Below are 17272 nucleotides of genomic sequence, written 5' to 3' on the forward strand. Positions count from 1 at the left end.
ATCATCTCCTGAGGTCTGTCTCGGCTCTCTGCTCACCCTCAGCGTAGACCGCCCCCGAACCCCACCGGAAGCTGTACGGATCCGAGCAGTCCCGCCCGTGGCGCAGCCCATCCACCAGGGTCCGGGCCGCCGCCTCCGGCTCCAGGCGCCCCTGGCGCCAATGCGGCTGGGACTCGTCCGGGGCCGTCCACCCCGTGCGCTGCAGATGCGCGTCGTCGATCGGCCACACGATCGCCGGCAGGAACCGCTCCGAGACCAGTGTCACCTCCACCCCCGCAGGTCCCGTGAAGGCCTGCGCGAACGGCGCCTCGTCCAGGTTGTTGCCCGTCTCGTACTCCACCGTCAGGAAGTGGTTCCACGGCAGATCCCGCACCGCCTGGGCGATCTCCCCGACCAGCTCCTCCCACGCCGCCTCGGCGTCCGCTTCGGAGGTCTCACCCGGCTCCGCGCGCAGATGCCCGACGACGCCGATGCCCCGATCCGTCCAGCTGCTCACACTCCACGCCGCACGCCCTCCCGAGGGGGAGACCACCGGGGTGGGCTGCGTCCACGGCCCCACCCAGTGCTCCTCGTACCGGGGATCCGCCTGAGCCGGATCGCTGGAGTTGATCAGCTCCCGCCCGTGCGCGATCGCCTGAGACCAGGAGCCGAACTGGTGGCGCACCGTCGCCAGATTCGGCCGCGGCACCCGCGAGCGGGAGCCGCTGGCCGCCCATCGCCCATACAGCAGCGCGTGCGGAATCCGATCCGTGCGGATGCAGAACGTGAAGAAATCCGCCATCGCGCTGCGGAAGCGCGCCTCCGTGTAATCCGGGATCAGGTCCGTGCCGTCCGCGGCGTAGCGCTCCTCCGGGGACATGCCCACCGCCAGCAACGCCCGCGTCCAGGAGCCCTCACCGATGCGCTCGCGGATCAGCGCATCCGAGACCGGCCAGCGGCCGTCCTTCGCCGCGGACAGCTCCCGCAGATACTCCGGGATGTCCCGCAGGAACCCCCGGTACTCCTCCTGGGTGAGGGTGGTGCGCGGATACTCGGCGAGGAAGCGGTTGCTGGCCGCCAGCCGAGACAGGATGTGCGCCGCGGCCTCATCGGAGATCCCGTGCAGGTTCATGAACGCGGACATCTCCTGGAAGATCGCCCGCTCCAGCAGGGTCACGGCGTACTCCGGGTCCTCCCCGAGGTCGAACAGATCATTGACCGCCAGCAGCAGGGAACAGGAGATCACCACCCCGCCCAGCGGATCCTCCCGCCGCAGCTCGCTGCGCCAGCTCATCTCCGCCAGCGCCCGATCCAGCAGCTCATGATCCATCTCCGGGTGCACCGTGAGCATTCGGGAGCGGGCCTCCCGGCGGGTCCACTCGACGTCGTTCAGACGCTCCAGCAGCGGGCCGTAGCGGGCGCGGAACTCGCGGTACACGGCGTCGTCATGCTCCACAGTGCAGGCCTTTCGGTGATGCGCGAGACCGCCCCGCGTCGGTGTCTCGAGCGTATGCTCGCCGATGCGGGGCGGCCAAGGGATGGGGCGGATGTTACCGCCGGGGTCAGGATGCGGTCGGAGGGGGGCTCAGACCCCCTGCGCGGGATCGTTGCCCAGACGCCCGTCCTCGCGGGTCAGGCCGTTGATGGCCTGCACATCCTCGTCGTCCAGGCGCACGTCCAGGGCGCCGTAGTTCTCCGTGATCCGCTCCGGGGTCACGGACTTGGGGATCACGATGTTGCCCAGGGCCAGGTGCCAGGCGATCACGACCTGCCCGGCGGTGGCCCCGTGCTTCTCGGCGATGTCGGTGATGACCTTCTCCTTCAGGACCTCGCCGCCCTGGCCCAGCGGGGACCAGGCCTCGGTGCGGATGCCCAGCTCCTCGTCGACCGCGCGCATCTTCTCCTGGTTGAAGTGCGGGTGCAGCTCGATCTGGTGCACGGCCGGGGCCACCCCGGTCTCCCGCACGATCTCGCGCAGCTGCTCCTCCGGGAAGTTGGACACGCCGATGGAGCGGACCTTGCCCTGCTTCTGCAGCTCGATCAGCGCCTTCCAGGACTCCAGGTAGGTGCCCTGCTGCGGCTGGGCCCAGTGGATCAGGTACAGGTCCACCGGCTTGCCCAGATCCAGGCGCCTGGCGGAGGCCTCGTAGGCCTGCAGGGCCTTGTCGTAGCCCTGGTCGTCATTCCACAGTTTGGTGGTCACCCACACGTCCTGCGCATCCACGTCCGAGGCCTTCAGGCCGCGGCCCACGCCCTCCTCGTTGCCGTAGATCTTCGCGGTGTCGATGTGGCGGAACCCGGCCTCCAGGGCCAGCTGGACCACCTTCTCCGCGGTCTCGTCCTCGACCTGCCACACGCCGTAACCCAGCTGGGGGATGGCGTTGCCGTCGTTCAGGGAGATGAGAGGTGCTTCCGTCATGGGGATTCCCTGCCTTTCGAACCGTTGACGTCGTACCCCTCCAGCATGCCCCCGGCCCCGGGGCGCACGGTACCCGCGGGCCCCGGATTCAGCCCTCGGCTAGGCTTTCCCGTGTGCCCCGCCTCATGATGGACCTCACGCCCCTGCGCCAGCACCCGGATTTCCGGCGGCTGTGGCTGGGCACTGCCTTCTCCGTGCTGGGCTTCCAGGTCTCCGCGATGGCCGTGTCCCTGCAGATCTTCCGCATCACCGGCTCCACCTTCGCCGTGGGCGCTGTGGGCCTGGTCTCCGTGCTCCCGCTGATCTTCGGCGGGCTGTGGGGCGGGGTCCTGGCCGACACCCGGGACCGACGCCGCGTGGCCCTGGCCGCGTCGCTGGGCCTGTGGGTGCTCACCGGGCTCATCGCCGCGCAGGCGTTCCTGCGCCTGGACAGCATTGCCGTGCTCTACGGGCTGATCGCCCTGCAGTCCCTGCTGCACCCCATCAACCAGGCCGCGCGCGGGGCCATCATCCCCAACATCGTCGGGCTGAAGAGGCTGCCGGCGGCCAACGCCCTGAACATGTCCGCCAGCACCGTCGCCCTGACCCTGGGCCCCATGCTCGGCGGCTTCCTGGTCGCCGCCGTCGGCTACGGCTGGACGTACCTGGTGGACGTGGGCACCTTCACCGTGGGGCTGTGGGCCCTGTACCGGCTGCCCCCGCAGGTCCCGCAGCAGGCGGAGGGGGAGGAGCAGACCACCCGGGGCCTGTCCTCCGTGGTGGAGGGGCTGCGCTTCGTGCGCAGCTCACCCGTGGTCGCGATGACCTTCATGCTGGACCTGTGCGCCATGATCACCCTGTTCCCGCAGGCCCTGTTCCCCGCGATGGCGCTGGTGGTGGTCGGCGGCAGCGAGGCCGTGGCCGGGCTGCTGTCCGGGACCATGACGCTGGGCGCCTTCCTGGGCACCGTGCTGTCCGGGCGGGCCGTGCGGGTGCGGGCTCAGGGCCGGGCCCTGACCTGGACCTACGCGGGCTGGACCGCGGGGATGCTGTGGGCGGGCCTGGCCATGTGGTGGGTCCAGGCCGGGACCGAACGGGGCTCCGCGGCCGCCTGGACCGGGCTGATCCTGGCCCTGATCGGCCTGATGGTCGCCGGGGCCGTGGACTCCGTGGGCAGCATCTACCGCTCTACGATCCTGCAGGTGGCCGCCCCGGACACCATGCGCGGGCGCCTGCAGGGTCTGTTCATCGTCACCGTCAACGGCGGGCCGCGGCTGGGCTCCGGCGTGATGGGCGCGGCCGGCCAGTGGGCCGGTCCCGGCCTGGCCCTGGTGGGTGGGGCGGTGGCCTGCGGCCTCGGGGTGGCCGGGCTGAGCAGGCGCTTCCCCCAGCTGCTGGCCTACCGCGCCCCGGACCCGGCGCTGACCGCCGCCCTGCCCGCCGTCGAGCCGCTGCCGCCCGTCCGGCACGACACCACCGAGATCCCCCAGGTGCCCCCGGCCGACCCGGACCCGGGGGCCGAGCCCGGGCCGACGCGCCCGGAGTAGTGCCTGCGCTGCGCACGACGGCGGCCCCGCCGCGCTGCCACACGGCGACGGCCCCGCTGCGCGGGGCGCGACGGGGCCGTCGATGGGGCGTCGGGCCGGGCCGACGGGCGGTGAGGCTCAGGCGTCCTCGGTGATCAGCTCCGCGGCGCGCTCGCCGATCATGAAGCAGGTGATGTTCGGGTTCACCGCAGTGATCTCCGGCATCACGGAGGCGTCCGCGACCCGCAGGCCGGACACTCCCTTGACCCGCAGCCGGGCATCCAGCGGGGAGTCGACGTCGTCATCCGCGCCCATGCGCACCGTGCCCACCGGGTGGTACACGGTGTTGTGGGTCTTCGCGACGTACTCGGCGATCTCCTCATCCGTCTGCACGTCCTCGCCCGGGAACAGCTCGCGGCCCTTCCACTCGGCCAGGGCCGGCTGGGAGGCGATCTCCCGGGCCTTGCGGATGCCCGCGACCATGATCGCCATGTCGTAGCCCTCATCGTCCGTGAAGTACTTCGGATCGAACTTCGGCTTGTCCCGGAAGTCCAGGGAGCGCAGGCGCACCGTGCCGCGGGAGCGGGCGTGCGGGACGTTCGGGGTCAGGCAGAACACGTTATCCGCCGTCGGGTACCCCTGGCGCAGGGTGTGCATGTCGAAGTTCACCGAGCCGTAGTGCATCATGAAGTTCGGCCGACCCGGGAACTCATCCTCGAAGGGCACGTCCAGCTCCGTGAAGATCCCGAGCTCCCACCACTGGGTGGAATCCTGGACCATCGGCTTCTTCGCCTCCCACTGGATCACCGCCTCCGGGTGATCCTGCAGGTGGGAGCCGACGCCGGGGGAATCCACCAGCACGTCCACGCCCACCTCGCGCAGGTGCTCGGCCGGGCCGATCCCGGAGAGCATCAGCAGCTTCGGGGAGTCGATCGCCCCCGCCGAGAGCACGACCTCCCTGCGCGCCCGGATGGTCTTGGCCACCGCGAACGCGTTGTCCACCACCTCCACGCCCACGGCGCGCTTGTCCTCATCGAACAGGACCCGCTTGACCTGGGTGTCCGTGATCAGGTGGAAGTTCTCCCGGTCCCGGATCGGGTGGATGTAGGACACCGACGAGGAGGCGCGGGTGCCGTCGGCCTGCCGGTTGATCTGGAAGAAGCTCGCCCCGTTGGTCACGGTCTTCCCGGAGTTGAACCGTCCCCGGGGGATGCCGGCCTGCTCGCAGGCGTCCAGCACCGCGACCCCGCACGGATCCGAAGCCGGGACGTTCATCAGGTGCACCGGACCGGAATCGCCGTGGTGCTCCCCACCCTCGGTGCCGGCGTCCTCATTGGTCTCCAGCTGGCGGAACAGGCGGAAACCGGTCTCCGCGTTCCAGCCGGTCGCGCCGAAGCGGCGCTCCCAGTCATCCAGATCCTCGGCCGGGGCCCAGAAGGCGATACAGGAGTTGTGCGAGGAGCACCCGCCCATGACCTTCGCCCGGGCCATGCGCATGAAGGAGTTGCCGTGCTCCTGCTCCTCCACCGGGTAGTCCCAGTCGTAGCCGGACTCCAGCAGCTCCATCCAGCGGTTCAGCTGCAGGACCTCGTCGATCCCGGCGTCATCCGGGCCCGCCTCGATCAGCGCGACCTGCGCCTGCGGGTTCTTCTCCGACAGCCGGGCCGCCGCGGCCGCGCCGGACGAACCTCCGCCGACGATGATGTAGTCGAAAACCTGCTCTTCAGCCATGGATCCTCCTGTGGTTGGGGGGGTCGGTGGGGGAGCCGCTCGGTGCGCTCGCCGCCTCTCTGATCTCGATGCCGGCTCGCGGGTGCGCCTCTCCTCGTGGCGGGGCGCACCCGCAGCCGTGGGGTTACTTCCGGTCCTGGAACCAGCCGGTCACGGCCGGGGCGGTGTTCTGGTAGATGTGCTTGGTCTCCACATACTCGCCCAGACCCGCCAGGCCCAGCTCGCGGCCGATGCCGGACTGCTTCATGCCGCCCCACTCGGCCTGCGGCAGGTACGGGTGGAAGTCGTTGATCCAGATGGTGCCGTGGCGCAGCTTGGCCGCGACCCGCTCGGCCTTCCCGGCGTCGGAGGTCCACACGGCCCCGGCCAGGCCGTAGATCGTGTCATTGGCGATGGCCACCGCCTCGGCCTCATCCCGGAAGGTCTCCACGGTGACCACCGGCCCGAAGGCCTCCTCGGTCACCGCGTTGGACCCGCGGGCCACGTCCGCGATCACGGTGGGCTCGTAGAACCAGCCCTTCGACAGCTCACCCTCGGTGGCGCGCTTTCCGCCGCACAGGATGCTCGCGCCCTCCTCGCGTGCCTTGTCCACGTAGGCGGTGACCTTCTGCAGGTGCGCCTCGGAGATCAGGGCGCCGGTCTCGGCGTCGTCGTCGAAGGGACCGCCCAGGCGGATGTCCTTCGCCCGGCGCACCAGCTCGTCCGTGAACCGCTGGGCGATGGACTCCTCGACGACGATGCGCGCGCCGGCCGAGCAGACCTGCCCGGAGTGCACGAACGCGCCGTTCAGGGCGTTGTCCACCGCGGCGTCGAAGTCCGCGTCGGCGAAGATCACGTTGGGGTTCTTCCCGCCCAGCTCCAGGGCCACCTTCTTCACGGTGGCCGCCGCGGACTCGGCGATCTTCCGGCCGGTGACCAGGCCGCCGGTGAAGGAGACCAGGTCCACGTCCGGGTGGGTGGACAGCGGCGCCCCGGCCTCGGCCCCGGCGCCCAGCACCAGGTTGGCCACCCCGGCCGGCAGCCCCAGCTTGTCCAGCACATCCATCAGCAGGATCGCGGTGTGCGGGGTCAGCTCCGCGGGCTTGAGCACGAAGGTGTTGCCCGCGGCCAGCGCCGGGGCCACCTTCCAGGCCACCTGCAGCAGCGGGTAGTTCCACGGGGTGATCATCCCGCACACGCCCACCGGCTCGTGCACCACCTTGGAGGCCACGGACGGGTCCCCGGCGTCGACCACGCGCCCGGCGTCCTGCCCGGCGATCTTCCCGAAGTACTGGAAGCAGGCGGCGATGTCGTCCATGTCGTAGCCGGACTCCACCAGGCGCTTGCCGGTGTCCAGGGACTCGGCGCGGGCGAACTCGTCCTTGCGCTCGCGCAGCTGCGCGGCCACGGCCAGCAGGAAGTCCCCGCGCTCCGGGGCGCTCACGTCCCAGGCGTTCTCGTCGAAGGCCCGCCGCGCCGCGGCGATCGCCTTCTCGGTGTCCTTTGCGGTGGCCTCCGCGACGACGCCGACCTCGGTGCCGTCCGCGGGGCAGGTGATGGTGCGGGTCCCGCCGTCCTCAGCCGGGACCCAGGCTCCGTCGATGTACAGCGTGCTGCTCACACTCAGTCCTTCCTCGACGCCGGTGCGACGCGGCGCCTGCTCGAATCCGGTCACAGTCATGCTCCGGTGGTGTCAACGCGCGGTGCGGTCGGATTCTTCCGGGGTGTGGTTGGGGTCACCGGCAGAGGAGTCCTCCTCCGGGTCCTGGAAGTCCACGGTCCAGTCCATGGCGCCGGTGGGGGCGCCGGTGATCACGGTGGCCCCGGCGTCGTCCTGGGTGGGGGTGGACAGGCGGATGAACTCCAGGTGCCGCTCATGGTTGTCCAGCACGTCGTGGATCAGCTGCTCCTTCGTGAAGCCGTACACGTCGTATCCGCGCGAACCGGTCTGGGAGAACGGCTCCAGCCGGTAGTAGGAGTCCTCCGACTGCGGCGAGACCAGCAGGTACGACGGCGTCGGGCAGGCCACCGGGTAGATCTGGTACAGGAAGTCCCGCTCCCCGTCCAGGTGCTCCACCAGGCTCACATACGGCAGATCCGTGACGGGATCGTGCCCGTGCTCCACCGCGGCCTGCACGTGCTCCTCGCGCAGCGCCTGGCAGACCTCCTCCAGCGCCGGCTCCGCCGTCTGGGAGAGGTAGCGGCGGGTCGCGGCCTGGCCCGGGTAGGACACCGAGCGGACCAGGCGCTGGCGCCAGTTCCGGGTGTGCTCGGTCGGCTGGATCGCGGCGGCACGGTTGGCGGCGCGCACCCCCGCCCGGGCGGCCTCCTGGGAGTCCATCGCGGCCCGCTCCACCCGCAGCGCCTTCCACAGCCCGTACATCACCAGGTACATCACGATCGCGAAGGGCAGGCCGAACACGATCGTCGCCGACTGCAGGGTCGGGATCCCGCCGACCACCATCATCGCCAGGGTCAGCAGACCGGTGGCGATCGCCCAGAAGATGCGCATCCACTTGGGCCCGTCCTTCGTCGGGTCCTCGATGGTCGAGGCGAAGTTGGACATCACCAGGGCCCCGGAGTCCGCGCTGGTCACGTAGAACAGCAGCCCGGTGAAGGTCGCCACGGCCGCCGCTGCGGTGGCCCCCGGGTACTGGGCCAGCAGATCGTAGAAGGCCCGCTCCGGGGTGCCCATCAGGGTCTGGCCGAAGTCGGTGTCCCCGTCCTGGTCGATGATCCCCAGGGCCGAGTTCCCGAAGATGGAGATCCAGGTCAGGATGAACACGAACGGGATGGTCATGGTGCCCACCACGAACTGGCGGATGGTGCGCCCGCGGGAGATCCGCGCCAGGAACAGCCCCACGAACGGGGACCACGCGACCCACCAGGCCCAGAAGAACAGGGTCCAGGAGTTCATCCACTCCTCGGGGTGGTCATAGGCCATCGTGTCCATGGTCATCCCTGGGAACTGGGAGAGGTAGTCGCCCACGTTCATGACCAGCGCGTTGAGCAGGAAGTCCGTGTCCCCGAGGAACAGCACGTACAGCATCAGCGCGACGGCGAGGAAGATGTTCAGCTCGGACAGCCGCCGGATGCCCTTGTCCACCCCGGACACCGCCGAGGCGATCGCCAGGACCACGGAGACCGCGATCAGCCCGGCCTGGACCCCCACGGAGTTGGGCACCCCGAACAGGAACTGCAGCCCGTAGTTGATCTGCACGACGCCGATGCCCAGCGAGGTGGCCACCCCGAAGATCGTGCCCAGCAGCGCCGAGATGTCCACGGCGTCGCCGGCCGCGCCCTTGATCCGCTTGCCGATGATCGGGTACAGGGCCGAGCGGATGGACAGCGGCAGGTTGAACCGGTACGCGAAGTAGCCGAAGGCCATGCCCATCAGGGAGTACATGCCCCAGCCGGTCAGTCCGTAGTGGAACAGGGTCCACACGACCGCCTGCCGGGCGGCCTCTGCGGACTCGGTGCCGCCGGAGGGTTGCGTGTAGTACTGGGTGACCGGCTCCAGCACGGAGTAGAACATCAGGTCCGCCCCGATGCCGGCGGCGAAGAGCATGGCCGCCCACGAGAACAGGGAGAACTGCGGGCGGGAATGGTCCGGGCCCAGGCGCACCGAGCCCTGCTTGGAGAACGCGACGATCGCGATGAACGCCAGGACCACGGTGCCGGTGAGGATGTAGAACCAGCCGAAGTGCCGGGAGACCCACCCGACGACGGCGCCGATCACCTCACCCATCGACTCCGGATCGGCCAGACCCCAGATGGAGATGATCAGCACGCCGATGGCGGCCCCGCCGAAGACTCGCCAGTTCACCCGGGCGGGCGCGTGCTGGTGCGGCACGCTGTCGGTGATGGTGGGTGGTTCGGCGGGGGTGGTTCTGGTGGCGCCGGTGTTGGGTGCGGCGGCGTCGTCGCGGGATGTGTGCTCGGAGGTTCCGTCGGAGGAGGCCATGGGTTCCTGGGGTCGGGAGCGAGGGGGTGCGCACCGGCCGGTGGCGGTGCGGGCAGGGCCGGGGCGGGTCGAGCGGCGCGGGATCCGCCCCGGACAGCGCAGATGACCAGCGCCTCAGTCCATCAGCACGCTGATCATCGATCGATGATCCAGGCTAACCCATCCGCCCCGATCCGCCCACCCCACCCGACGGTGGGCGGGGGTGCTGTGCCGCTGAGGTGCAACCGTTGGGTGCTGAGGTGCGGCTTTCGTGTTGAGGTGTGGGGTTGGTGCTGAGGTGCGGCACGTCGTGCAGCATCTCAGCACGAACCTGGTATCTCAGCACAAACCCGGTATCTCAGCGGGTGCGGGTCCGGTGTGGGCGGTGATCGGCGAGGGGCCTCGGGTGCAGGGGAGGGCGCGCGGGCGGCGTCGGGTGCGAGGAGGTTTCCGGATCTGTGGATGAGGCGAGTGGATGTGGGGGACTGTCCTCGAAAAGGGGCCGGGAAGCGCGGACGGGCGGCGTCGTCGGCGAGCTGGAACGGCAAGCTGAACCCGTGAACACCGTCCCAGACCTCCACCACCGCGAGCTGCTGACCCCCGAGCAGGTGCGTCGGCTCGGCCATCCCGACCCGCGTCCCAGCCGGGGTGGCGGCAGCGAATGGACGCGCGTTCTGCGCGGCTGCCACATCCAGCGCCGCCGGTGGGAGGAACTCACCGAACGGCAGAAGTGCCTCGGCGTGCACCTGGCGTACCTGGCGCGGGCGAGGACGCCGTTCGTCTTCTCGCACACCTCGGCCGCCCTGTTCCGCGACCTCTCCCTGCTCCACCTGCCGGACGCCGTCCACATCAGCGCCGAGCAGCGGATCGCCTGCGCGGACCCCCGGGTGCGGGTCCACCGGGCGCCGGGGATCCTCGAACATCGCCGCCTCCTCGAGCTGCGCCTCCCGGTCACCGACGCCGAGCGCACCCTCCTGGACTGCGCGACCGGCCTGCCCTTCGACGACGCCGTCGTCATCGCCGACCAGATCCTGAAGGGCGACGTCTCCCGCCGGGATGTGCTCAGCCTGCTCGACGAGGGCCCCCGCCGACGCGGCTCGGTCACGGCCCGACGCGTCTTCGCCTTCGCCGACGCGCGCTCCGAGTCCGTCTTGGAGAGCCTCGGGCGGATCCGCCTGCAGCGCATGGCCGTGCCGATGCCGCAGCCGCAGGTCCTCGTGAGGACGCATCGGGGCCGGAAGTACTTGGACTTCGGCTGGCCGCACCTGCGCTTCGGGTTGGAGCTGGATGGCAAGGCCAAGTACTTCCGTGATGGCGACGCCGCAGAGGCGATCTATCAGGAGCGGCAGCGTCAGCTGGCCATCGAGGAAGCCGGCTGGGTGATCCTGCGCGCGAACTGGGCGGACGTGGTCGGGCACCCGGAGCAACTGGAGATGCGCCTGGTGCAGGCCCTCGAGCAGCGCGCCCGCCAGCTCGGGGTCCCCGTGTTCCCGCCGCCGATGCTGGCCGGTCTGTGAGGTGCGGGTTTCGTGTTGAGATGCGCCATTCGTGCTGAGATGCGCCCCGCCGTGCAGCATCTCAGCACGAATGGCGCATCTCGGAACGAAACTCGCACCGGAAGCCGGCCCCACGGTGCGGGGCGGGGGCGAACGGAAGCCGCCGGCGCCGGCTCAGCCGCCGAGCAGCTCCCGGATCTCCTCGGCGCGCAGGGAGCGGGAGAACAGCTCGCCGTCGTCCATCACGGCGTCGAACAGGGCGGCCTTGGAGTCCTTCAGGTCCATGACCTTCTCCTCGATCGTCCCCTCGGAGACCAGCCGGTACACCATGACCCGACGCCGCTGCCCGATCCGGTGCGCCCGGTCCACCGCCTGAGCCTCCGCCGCCGGATTCCACCAGGGGTCCATCAGGAAGCAGTAGTCCGCCTCCGTGAGGTTCAGCCCGAAGCCACCGGCCTTCAGGCTGATGAGGAACACCGGGGCCTCGCCCTCCTCGAAGGCCCGCAGCACCGCCGCCCGATCCCGGGTGGACCCGTCCAGGTACACGTGCCCGATCCCCGCCGCCTCCAGGGCCTCGGCGATCTGGTGCAGGAAGGTCGTGAACTGGCTGAACACCAGGGCCCGGTGCCCATCGGCGATGATCTCCGGCAGCTGCTCCGTCAGCCACGTCAGCTTGGCGGACTCGACCCCCGCGTGCGCCTCATCCACCAGGGAGGCGGACAGGGCCAGGCGGCGCAGCATGGTCAGGGACTGGAAGATCGTGAACCGGTTCCGGTCCATGTCCTGCAGCAGCCCCAGGATCTTCTGCCGCTCCCGCTGCAGCCGGGTCTCGTAGATCCGACGGTGCTCCGGGGTCAGGGCGATGTCCACCCGGTGCTCCTGCTTCTCCGGCAGATCCGCGGCCACCAGCTCCTTGGAGCGGCGCAGCATCAGCGGGCGGATCCGGCGCCGCAGCCGCGGCAGCGCCTGCGGGTCCTCCCCGGAGGAGATCGGCTTGGCGTACATGTCCCGGAAGTCCCGGGCGGAGGGGAACAGCCCCGGGGCGACGATCGAGAACATCGCCCACAGCTCCATGAGGTCGTTCTCCATCGGCGTGCCCGTGACCACCAGCTTGAACGGCACCGGCAGATCCTTGGCGATCCGGTGGGCCTTGGTCCGCGGGTTCTTCAGGAACTGGGCCTCGTCCAGCACCAGTCCGCTCAGCCCCAGGTCCGTGTACTCCTCCGCGTCCAGGCGCAGCAGCGCATAGGAGGTCACGACGACGTCGGCCCCGGCGGCCCGCTCCGGCACCGAGCTCTTGGCCTTGGCGCTGGAGGAGGTGAGCACCGCGCAGCTCAGGTGCGGGGCGAAGCGCTCGACCTCCCGGGCCCAGTTGGGGGCCACAGAGGTCGGGGCGACGACGAGGAAGCGCGGCCGCGCCCCGCCTTCCGCCGCCGCGGCGTCGTGCAGCTCGAAGGCGCGGCAGATCATCGCGAGGGTCTGGACCGTCTTGCCCAGGCCCATGTCATCGGCGAGGATCCCGCCGAGGCCGTGCTCGCGCAGGAAGCTCAGCCACCGGTAGCCCTCCTCCTGGTACGGGCGCAGCCGGGCGCGCAGGTCCCGCGGCAGCGGCGGCGCAGGGATCTCCTCCAGACGCAGCAGGGCCTCCACGGATTCCCGCCAGGTCCGGGTCACCTCGGTGTCCGCGGCGAGCTCCTCCAGGTCCTCCCACAGCCCCGCCTGGTGCCGGGAGATGCGCAGCGGCGTCTCCGGGTCCGCCATCTGCCGGGCCTCCCCGATCAGCTCCCGCAGCCGCAGGAATTCGGGCCGGTCCAGCCGGAAGTAGCTGCCGTCCCCGAGCATCAGGTGCTTCTGCCCGGCGTCCAGGGCGCGGAAGACGTCGGCGAAGGGCACGTACCACTGCCCGGCCCGGATGGTCACGCCCAGGCCGAACCAGTCGCGATCCCCGGTGGACTCCACGGAGACCGTGATCGTCGGGTCCTCGTCCAGAGCCCGGAACTGCGGCACCTCCCCGGTGAGCTCCACGTCCACCCCGTCCAGGTCGCGGGCGGCCGGGATGATCCGCTGGACCAGATCCCGGGTCTGCCAGCCGCTGGTGCGCCCGGCCTCCAGCGGGGTCTCGGGCAGCGCCCGACGCAGCCGGGTGAGCACGTCCTGCTCCGTCTCCGCATCCCGCAGCTCCCGATGCGGGTCCGGGCTGGCCACCGCGACCGGCACCCGGGTGCGGGCCACCTCCTGCCCCTCCCACTGGACGGGCGCCTGCGGGTAGGACCAGTGCCAGTCGTATCGGGCCGGGGCGATCCTCTCCGAGGCGCGCGGATCCGCGGTGCGCGCCGCGCCCTGCTCCGGGGTGGGCTGGGCGTGCGGATCCTCCTCGAAGCGCACGCTCAGCACCAGGCGCGGCTCGAGCACCTGCGGCAGGGACTCGGCGACCTCCGGGTCCGCGGCCACCGGCAGGCGCCGGGCCAGCTGCGGGTAGAAGCCCTCCGCGAAGTCCAGGACCTCCTCGCGCGGCACCGTCATGGGCCCGGAGGCGCTCAGGGAGGTGGCCAGCGGGGTCGGGGGTGCTGCCAGCGGGAGGAACAGCAGCTCCGTCTCCTCCGCGACCCACTGCTCTTGCGGGACCTGCGCGGCCAGCTGCGGCAGCGGGGACGGGCGGATCGCGGACCACGCCCCGGAGCGGCGGGCCTCCTGCTCGTAGGCGCGGTGCAGCGCCCCGCCCAGGGCCACGTAGGCCTGGGGCCGGTGGGCCGGGCCCAGGGGGAACAGTCCGTCGGTCGGCACCCGCCAGGCCTCCGGGGCGGCGTCGTCCTCCGCCTCCTCCGGGGAGCGGGGCACCAGCAGGGCGGGGATCAGCCGCAGGGCGCCGTCCTCGGCGTCGGCCACGTGCAGTCCGAGCCGGGCCTCCGGGGCCAGGCCTACCGAGACGGCACGCCCGTCCACCACGATGGCGATGCCGAGGTCCGCGGCCCGGTCCAGCAGGTCCCACAGCAGCGGGGAGGCCACCGGGTCCAGCTGCATGGTGTCGTGGGTGGAGGCGTAGGGGTTCTGATCCGGGGAGAGCACGGCGCCCAGCTCCCGAAACCAGGCCTCGTGCTCGCTGAGCAGCTGCGTGCCGCCCGGGGGGCCGGTGAACTGGGACCAGGTCAGCCCGCCCTTGATCCACCGGCCGCGGGTGCCCAGCATCAGCGGCCGGGCGCTGAGCCGGATCGGCGCGGGGGTCGCGGCATCGCCTCGACCCAGGCCGTAGCGGGTCGGGACCTCCAGGTGCAGGTCCAGGGCGCCGGGGGAGCGGGTCACGCGCGACCGCAGGTCCATGCTCTGGGACTGCAGCGCGCGGGCGACGTGGCGGCGCCAGGAATCGCGCACCTGCGGGGCGTCCGCGCGCGCCGCGAAGGGGCCCGCGCCCGGGTCCTGCGTCTCGACGACGTCGTCGCCGCCCCGGGCGGCGCCGGGTGCGCCGCCATTCGATGATGATGCCGATGCCGGGGCAGGCGATACGGCGGGCGACGCGGCCGGGGCCCCGGTGCCGCCGTCGATGCCGCCGATGGCCGCGCGCAGCCGCTGGATGGTCGCGGCCCGATCCTCGGCCCCGGACCCCGCCTGCGAGTCCCGCCGCGCGGAGGCCGAGCCGGAGGCGTCGGGGCCGGGGAGGCCGGGCGCCGAGCCGGCGTCGGTCGCCGATGAACGGGCCGCCGCGGAACCGGTTGCCGCGAAATGCTCCGTCTCGGTGCCGGCCGTCGAGCGCACGGGGAGGTTCTCCGCGGGCTCGGCCCAGCCGCCCTCGTGGAACCAGCCCAGCAGGGCCGCGACCACGTGCTTGCAGCCGGTGCGCACCGGGCAGGAGCAGAAGGACTGGAACGGCGCGGCATGCGGAACGCGGGTGCGAGGGAAGACCACCGACTGGGAATAGGGCCGGGTGGAGCCCCCGACGACCCGGCTGGTGAAGGTCAGCTCCGCGGCGTCGTAGTGGGCCTGGAGCACCTGGCCCGCCCGGTAGTAGCGCTCGCCCCGCGCGAAGGCGTTGTGGCCGACGGCGTGCAGGATCTGCGCCACGGTCACCGGGATCTGCTCGGCGGGGTAGGAGGGCATGGGATCCAATCTAGTCGGCGCTCGGCGCGGCCGACGGGGCCGGGAAGAGGCGTGAAGAAGGGTCTTGGCAGGCCCGCCCGGGCGGGTTATGCTGGTGCCAGCTTCAAGAGACTCAACTGCCAAGCTCCGACTCGGTTGAGCGCCAACCCCATGTTCAAGGGTGGCTCGGATGACGAAGCGGCCCGTATTCGCCGCCACGGCGGCATGTTGACCGGTACGGGCAAGAGCACCGAAAGGATGCGCTCTCCGCGCGATGGCCATGACCGTCACCTCTCCCACCCGCCTCGACTTCTCCGCCGCCGTTCCCGCCCGCGGGGGATACCGGGCCATGAGCATCACCGACTACGCCCGGGTGGACTCCGCCCGCACCGAGTTCCTGAACTTCCTCCTGGCCACCAGCAGCGGCAGCGCCTCCGCGGCCGCCGACCGGGCGGCATGAGCCGGCCCGGTACGGGCCTGCTGCTGGATTCCGGGATCCTCGCGCAGCTGCGCGGAAGCGCCCCGGACCGGGCCGTCGTCGCGTTCCTGCGGCGCCGGGCCCACCGCGTCCTCTACGTCTCCGTGCTCAGCCTCGGGGAGCTGGCCGCCCGCTTCCCCGGCCCGGAGACCGATCGCTGGCTGGATGAGCTGGCCGAGCGGTTCCGCGGCCACCTGCTGCCCGTGGACGATGCCGTCGCCCGGGCGTGGGCCGCCCGCCCCCTGCCCGCCGGGCCGGCCGGGCTGCGCAGCGTAGCCGACGACGAGGAGCCGAGCGAGGCCCCGGGGGAGACCGCCGGTCCCGAGGACGGCGTGCACGGGCTGCTGGCGGCCACCGCCCGCGTGCACGGGCTCACCGTGGTCTCCGCGCAGGCCGCCGCCTACCGCGCCTGGGGTGTGGAGGCCCTGGACCCCGCGGAGGACTGAACCCTTCCGGCCGCCCACCGGCGCAGACCGTCCGCCCGGTGGAACTGCCGCGCCAGCGCGTAGTGCTCCAGCAGCCGGTCCGTCAGCGCGGACCAGGACCTCGGCGTCATCGCCTCCCGCCCGGCGACGGCGAACTGCGCCCGCAGGCCCGGGTCCTCCAACCGTTGCACGTGCTCGCGCAGCCGGTCCAGGTGTCCCGGCGGGTAGAGCGGCCCCGTGCGCCCGTGCTCGACGATGTCCGCCGGCCCGCCGCAGCCCACGGCCACCACCGGGGTGCCTGCGGCCATCGCCTCCTGCAGGGTCTGCCCGAAGGTCTCCGACTCCCCGGGGTGGGTGAACACGTCCAGCTCCGCCACGGTGCGCGCCAGCTCCTCGCCCTCCAGGCGCCCGAGGAAGCTGGCCCGGTGCAGGGTGTGCTCCAGGCGCGCCCGCTCCGGGCCGTCCCCGACCACCACCAGGCGCACCCCGGGCAGGGACTGCAGCACTCGCAGATCCTCCACCTGCTTCTCCGGGGCCAGCCGACCGACGTAGCCGACCAGCAGCTCCTCCGGACCCGCCCCGATCCGAGCCCGCAGCGCCCCCTCGGCCCGCTCAGGGCGGAACAGGACCGTGTCCACTCCGCGTCCCCAGCGCAGGATCCGGGGCACTCCCAGGTCCCGCAGGTAGTCCTCGGAGGCCCTGGAGGGGGTCAAGGTCAGATCCGCCTGCCCGTGGATCGCGGCCAGCCGCCGGTCCGCTGCGCGGGCCAGCCAGGGCAGGCGATAGCGGCGGGCGTAGGCGGAGACGTCGGTCTGGTACACCGCCGCGCACGGGATGCCCAGGTCCCGGGCCGCGGTGACCGCCCGGGCGCCCAGCAGGAACGGGGAGGATGCGTGCACGATGTCCGGGTGGTGCCGGGCGATCAGGCGCCGCACTGGGGCGACGGGTCCAGGGGCCACGCGCAGCCCCGGGTAGCCGGCCACCGGCAGGGAGGGCACCCGCAGGCAGACGGCGCCGGACACGGGGTGCTGCGGCGTCTGCTCCCCGGGTCCGGTCTCCGGGGCCAGGATGGAGACCTCGTGCCCGCGCTGGATCAGCTGCTCCGCGCTGCGCAGCACGGAGGTGGTCACCCCGGACAGGTGGGGCAGGAACGATTCGGCGGCGATCATGATCCTCATGGGTCCAGTGCACCACCGGTCTGCGCCCCGCGGGATGCGGGCCGGTGACGCTGCGGGGAACGGAGCGT

Annotated in this window: 11 protein-coding genes and 1 riboswitch; of the genes, 4 read left to right on the plus strand and 7 right to left on the minus strand. The window is 71.8% G+C overall.

From position 1 onward, the window contains the following. Position 1: 1 nt before the first annotated feature. Together I6G21_RS06270 and I6G21_RS06275 are read right to left on the minus strand one after the other, a co-directional pair. Positions 2-1435 carry a TY-Chap domain-containing protein gene (locus I6G21_RS06270; RefSeq protein WP_055684273.1) on the minus strand — a complete coding sequence of 478 codons (1434 nt, stop codon included), beginning with the start codon at positions 1433-1435 and terminating at the stop codon, positions 2-4. 129 nt (positions 1436-1564) lie between these two features. Beyond that, positions 1565-2398, minus strand: a complete 834-nt coding sequence (locus I6G21_RS06275; RefSeq protein ID WP_055684274.1) for an aldo/keto reductase — start codon at positions 2396-2398, stop codon at positions 1565-1567. 113 nt (positions 2399-2511) lie between these two features. Between I6G21_RS06275 and I6G21_RS06280 the strand changes: the two genes are divergently transcribed. Beyond that, complete coding sequence (locus I6G21_RS06280) at positions 2512-3924, plus strand: MFS transporter (RefSeq protein ID WP_061225806.1); 1413 nt, start codon at positions 2512-2514, stop codon at positions 3922-3924. A 117-nt stretch (positions 3925-4041) separates the two neighbouring features. On the opposite strand, the gene I6G21_RS06285 is transcribed toward I6G21_RS06280, so the two are convergent. From I6G21_RS06285 to betT, 3 genes are all read right to left on the minus strand, one after another. After that, positions 4042-5634 (minus strand): GMC family oxidoreductase, encoded by a 1593-nt coding sequence (locus tag I6G21_RS06285; protein WP_058731406.1) that lies wholly within the window; start codon positions 5632-5634, stop codon positions 4042-4044. A gap of 124 nt (positions 5635-5758) precedes the next feature. After that, a complete protein-coding gene (locus I6G21_RS06290) occupies positions 5759-7294 on the minus strand; it encodes an aldehyde dehydrogenase family protein (RefSeq protein WP_061225804.1) in 1536 nt (511 codons plus the stop codon). A 12-nt stretch (positions 7295-7306) separates the two neighbouring features. Beyond that, positions 7307-9577 carry a choline BCCT transporter BetT gene (betT, locus tag I6G21_RS06295; protein WP_081047748.1) on the minus strand — a complete coding sequence of 757 codons (2271 nt, stop codon included), beginning with the start codon at positions 9575-9577 and terminating at the stop codon, positions 7307-7309. Between the two features lie 536 nt (positions 9578-10113). On the opposite strand from betT, the gene I6G21_RS06300 reads away from it, so the two are divergent. Then, positions 10114-11073: a hypothetical protein gene (locus tag I6G21_RS06300; RefSeq protein WP_129357814.1), complete on the plus strand. Its 960-nt coding sequence runs from the start codon at positions 10114-10116 to the stop codon at positions 11071-11073. Positions 11074-11226: 153 nt separating this feature from the next. Here the strand turns inward: I6G21_RS06300 and I6G21_RS06305 are convergent, their stop codons facing one another. Then, positions 11227-15144 carry a DEAD/DEAH box helicase gene (locus I6G21_RS06305; RefSeq protein ID WP_129357815.1) on the minus strand — a complete coding sequence of 1306 codons (3918 nt, stop codon included), beginning with the start codon at positions 15142-15144 and terminating at the stop codon, positions 11227-11229. A 101-nt stretch (positions 15145-15245) separates the two neighbouring features. Beyond that, positions 15246-15377, plus strand: a riboswitch (SAM riboswitch). Positions 15378-15397: 20 nt separating this feature from the next. Between I6G21_RS06305 and I6G21_RS06310 the strand changes: the two genes are divergently transcribed. Continuing rightward, positions 15398-15583: a hypothetical protein gene (locus I6G21_RS06310; protein ID WP_129357816.1), complete on the plus strand. Its 186-nt coding sequence runs from the start codon at positions 15398-15400 to the stop codon at positions 15581-15583. After that, the gene (locus I6G21_RS06315; RefSeq protein ID WP_055684281.1) at positions 15580-16047 is read left to right on the plus strand and encodes a PIN domain-containing protein; all 468 of its coding nucleotides are present in this window, start codon (positions 15580-15582) and stop codon (positions 16045-16047) included. Before I6G21_RS06310 ends, I6G21_RS06315 begins: the two co-directional genes overlap by 4 nt. Here the strand turns inward: I6G21_RS06315 and I6G21_RS06320 are convergent. Next, entirely contained in the window at positions 16002-17204 is a 1203-nt protein-coding gene (locus I6G21_RS06320; RefSeq protein WP_129357817.1) for a glycosyltransferase family 4 protein, read from the minus strand. The genes I6G21_RS06315 and I6G21_RS06320 overlap by 46 nt on opposite strands. Between the last annotated feature and the right edge of the window lie 68 nt (positions 17205-17272).

The sequence above is a fragment of the Rothia kristinae genome, assembly GCF_016028855.1.
GTDB classification, from domain to species: Bacteria; Actinomycetota; Actinomycetes; order Actinomycetales; family Micrococcaceae; genus Rothia; species Rothia kristinae.